This window comes from Xanthomonas sp. SHU 308, assembly GCF_000364645.1.
Classification (GTDB): Bacteria; Pseudomonadota; Gammaproteobacteria; order Xanthomonadales; family Xanthomonadaceae; genus Xanthomonas_A; species Xanthomonas_A sontii.
On record NZ_AQOK01000193.1, the window covers coordinates 1 to 4,087 of the forward strand.

The 4,087-nt window shown below is 68.2% G+C and carries 5 protein-coding genes; 4 read left to right on the forward strand and 1 reads right to left on the reverse strand.

Annotation, left to right across the window (positions count from 1 at the left end):
- Nucleotides 1-155 (reverse strand): NRDE family protein (locus D588_RS24270; protein WP_198526739.1); only part of this gene is annotated, 155 nt, incomplete at its 3' end.
- A 326-nt stretch (nucleotides 156-481) separates the two neighbouring features.
- Between D588_RS24270 and D588_RS0107730 the strand changes: the two genes are divergently transcribed.
- The 4 genes from D588_RS0107730 to D588_RS0107745 form a co-directional block, all read left to right on the forward strand.
- The gene (locus tag D588_RS0107730) at nucleotides 482-928 is read left to right on the forward strand and encodes a division/cell wall cluster transcriptional repressor MraZ (RefSeq protein WP_026143489.1); all 447 of its coding nucleotides are present in this window, start codon (nucleotides 482-484) and stop codon (nucleotides 926-928) included.
- Between the two features lie 14 nt (nucleotides 929-942).
- Nucleotides 943-2,055, forward strand: a complete 1,113-nt coding sequence (rsmH, locus tag D588_RS0107735; RefSeq protein ID WP_017915562.1) for a 16S rRNA (cytosine(1402)-N(4))-methyltransferase RsmH — start codon at nucleotides 943-945, stop codon at nucleotides 2,053-2,055.
- The gene (gene ftsL, locus D588_RS0107740) at nucleotides 2,052-2,315 is read left to right on the forward strand and encodes a cell division protein FtsL (RefSeq protein ID WP_010344441.1); all 264 of its coding nucleotides are present in this window, start codon (nucleotides 2,052-2,054) and stop codon (nucleotides 2,313-2,315) included. Before rsmH ends, ftsL begins: the two co-directional genes overlap by 4 nt.
- Nucleotides 2,312-4,087: penicillin-binding transpeptidase domain-containing protein (locus D588_RS0107745; protein ID WP_017915563.1), on the forward strand; the 1,776-nt coding region annotated here is incomplete at its 3' end. The genes ftsL and D588_RS0107745, both read left to right, overlap by 4 nt.

The following is a 4,087-nucleotide window of genomic DNA, read 5'->3' on the forward strand; positions in this document are numbered from 1 at the left end:
CCGGAGCGCAGGTCGCGCCCGGCCAGCAGGCGCTGCGCCGGGGCCGGCCAGCGCTGCAGCGGCGCGGTCGGGCGGGCGTGGAATTCGTCGCGGTTGCCGACCAGCAGCAAGCGCCATCGCGGGTGCGCAGCGTGCGCGAGAACGACCAGACACATGCCCGGCAGTGTGCGCGCTTGCGCAACGCGGCGCGAGCCTGGGCGCCATGTCGACGGCCGGTGACGACCGCCTTAACGCCGCGTACACAGGCCTGAATTTCCGTTCAATCTCAAAATTTGAGACGAAACAGTAACTTGTGGATAAGCCTTGAACAAGTCTCTAAAGATCGTTGCAAACCATTGATCCCGCTAGCGATTTACCGCTCGCAAAGTTGTTGACAACCCGTTGCGCGCTGCTAAGGTGGGCACTTGAGGGGAAACCGGGTTTTTTGTGGTTTTTCGTGGTTCAATGACCGCCCAGGCGGATTCGGAAAGGTGCAGGCGTCGTGTTTCAGGGCGAGACCGCAATCACTGTGGACGACAAGGGGCGTATGGCGGTTCCCACCGCGTACCGCGACCTCGTCGCGCGCGTGAGCGGCAATCGGCTGGGGCTGACCTACAACCCGTTCGAGGCCGGCTGCCTGTGGCTGTATGCGGAGAAGGAGTGGGAGCGGGTCCGTGACGACGTCATGGCCAAGCCCAACACCCAGCGCGTGGTGCGGGTCCTGCAGCAGAAGCTGGTGGGTTCGTCGGCCGCGCTGGAGCTGGACGCCAACGCCCGCATCACCATTCCGCCGAGCCATCGCGCCGCGGTGGGCATTGAAAAGCGCGCCGTGCTGTTGGGCATGGGCGACAAGTTCGAACTGTGGAGCGAGCAGGCTCATCGCGCACTGATCCAGCAGACTTTGTCTGACGAGGATCTGGGCGATGGATTGCTCGATCTGAAGTTGTGAGTCGGGGTGTCCGGATGCGCGGACAGGCGCAGGCCGGTCACCTCCCGGTGTCGCAACCATCGGCGGCGCATGTGCCGGTGTTGTTCGCGCAGGTCCTGGACGGGCTGCAGGTGATCGAAAACGGAATCTATCTGGATGGCACGTTCGGGCGTGGCGGACACGCGCGCGGGGTGCTGCACAAACTCGGCCCAGGAGGCCGGCTGCTGGTGATGGACAAGGATCCCGAGGCGATCGCCGAAGCCGAACATGCGTTCGGCGGCGACGCGCGCGTGTCCATCTATCGCGGCAGCTTCGCCGAACTGGGCCAGTGGGACGCCGCCGTTGCCCTGGACGGGGTGCTGTTCGACCTGGGCGTGTCCTCGCCGCAGCTGGACGTGGCCGAACGCGGCTTTTCCTTCGGCAAGGACGGCCCGCTGGACATGCGCATGGACCCGGAGGCCGGCGAGAGCGCGGCGCAGTGGCTGGCGCGCGCCGACGAGCGCGAGATCGCCGACGTGCTGTGGACCTACGGCGAAGAGCGGCAGAGCCGGCGCATCGCCCGCGCTATCGTCGCCCGCCGCGAGAAGCAGCCGCTGACCCGCACCGCCGAGCTAGCCGAGCTGATCGCCGGCGTGATGCCGCGCGGCGACAGCAAGACCCACCCGGCCACGCGCAGCTTCCAGGCGATCCGCATCCACATCAACCGCGAACTGGCCGATCTGGAGACCGGCCTGGACGCGGCGCTGGCCCGGCTCAAGCCCGGCGGCCGCCTGGCGGTGATCAGCTTCCATTCGCTGGAAGACCGCATCGTCAAGCAGTTCATGCAGCGCCACGCCAAGGCCCCGCCGAGCAACCGCCGCCTGCCCGAGGCCACGACCTTCGTGCCGACCCTGCGCCTGCATGGCGGCGCGATCAAGGCCGACGCCGACGAACTGGCGGTGAACCCGCGCGCGCGCAGCGCGGTGTTGCGGGTGGCGGAGAAGCTGGGAATCGGGAGTCGGGAATCGGGAATCGGTGAAGGCGAAAGCAGGAGCGCGCTTCCCGGGACGGAAGGTTTCCGTGTGCGGTCGACCGGCTCTTCCCCATTCCCCATTCCCGTTTCCCCATTCCCGCCGGCGCATGGCGCGCTCCACAGGAGCGCGCCATGAGCCGGCTGCTGCTGCTCGTGCTGCTCGCCTGCACCATCGCTTCGGCGATCGGGGTGGTGTACATGCGCCATCGCCATCGCCAGTTGTTCGTGGAGCTGTCGCGGCTGGAGCACAACCGCGACGAGCTGAACATCGAGTTCGGCCGGCTGCAGCTGGAGCAGGCGACCTGGGCCGAGAGCAATCGCGTCGACCAGGTCGCGCGCGAGCGGCTGGGGATGAAGTTCCCCGAGACCGGCGACATCGTGGTGGTGCGTCCGTGAACAAGAGCGGCCGCAATCGCCCCCGCAGCAACTTCAACCTGCGCGGCCGCCTGGTGCTGGTCGGCGCGGCGCTGGGCCTGTGCTCGGTGACCCTGATCGGCCGCGCGGCCTACGTGCAGCTGATCAACAGCGATTTCTACCAGCGCCAGGGCGAGGCGCGCTACCTGCGCGAGCTGCCGATCGCCACCTCGCGCGGCATGATCACCGACCGCAACGGCGAGCCGCTGGCGGTGTCCACGCCGGTGGAGTCGATCTGGGTCAATCCGCAGGAACTGCTGCGCAGCCCGGACCGCATCCCGCAGCTGGCGCAGGCGCTGGAGCTGCCGGTCGACGAACTCACCGCCAAGCTCTCGCAGAAGGCGGACAAGGAGTTCATGTACCTCAAGCGCCGGATCAATCCGGACAAGGCGCATGCGGTGGTCGCGCTGGGCATCCCCGGCGTGTTCTCGCAGCGCGAATTCCGCCGCTTCTACCCGCAGGGCGAAGCGATGGCGCATGTGCTGGGCTTCACCAACATCGACGACCGTGGCCAGGAAGGGCTGGAGCTGGCGTTCGATTCGTGGCTGCGCGGCAAGCCGGGCGCCAAGCGGGTGATCCGCGACCGCAAGGGCGCGATCGTCGAGAGCATCGACCTGGTCAAGCCGGCGCAGCCGGGCAAGGACCTGACCCTGAGCATCGACCGCCGCATCCAGTTCCTGGCCTACAAGGAACTGCGCAACGCGCTGGTCGAGAACAAGGCCGCCGGTGGCTCGATCGTGATCATGGACGTGGCCACCGGCGAGATCCTGGCCATGGTCAACCTGCCGACCTACAACCCCAATGCGGTCAACGGGGTCAACCCGGACGTGCGCCGCAACCGCGCGGTCACCGATCTGGTCGAGCCGGGCTCGACGATGAAGCCGCTGACCATCTCCACCGCGCTCAAGGCCGGGGTGGTGACCAAGGACACGCTGATCGACACCAACCCCGGCTACATGTCGGTGGGCCGCTTCACCATCAAGGACGTGCCGCGCAACAACGGCGTGCTGACCGTGACCGGGGTGATCACCCGCAGCTCCAACATCGGCGCGGCCAAGATCGCGGCCAAGCTGCCGGACCAGACCTTCTACGACCAGGTCCACAGCTACGGCTACGGCAGCTCCCCGCACAGCGGCTTCCCCGGCGAATCGGCCGGCGTGTTCCCGTCGCCGGCGCGCTGGAGCGGTTCGTCCAAGACCACCATGTCCTACGGCTACGGCCTGTCGGTGACGCCGCTGCAGATCGCCCGCGCCTACTGCGCGCTGGGCAACGGCGGGCGCCTGGTCACGCCGACCTTCGTCAAGGGCCAGCACGAGGACAGCAAGCAGGTGCTGGACCCGGCGATCTCCAAGGAAGTGGTGGCGATGATGGAGACCGTGGTCACCCAGGGCGGCGCCAAGGGCGCAGCGATCCTGGGCTACCACGTCGCCGGCAAGACCGGCACCGCGCGCAAGGCCGGCCCCGGCGGCTACGAGCGCGGCCACTACAACGCGCTGTTCGCGGGCCTGGTGCCGGCGAGCAACCCGCGCTTCGCTACGGTCATCGTGATCAACGACCCGCAGGGCGCCAAGTACTACGGCGGCCTGGTCTCGGCGCCGGTGTTCCACAACGTGATGGAAGGCGCGCTGCGGCTGATGGACGTGCCGCCGGACGACATCCAGTCGTGGCTGGCCGCGCAGGCCGCCGGCAAGAGCGGCCACGCGCCGCCGCCGGCGCCGGTGGAGCCGGATCCGGCGACCGTGCCCGACGCCGCC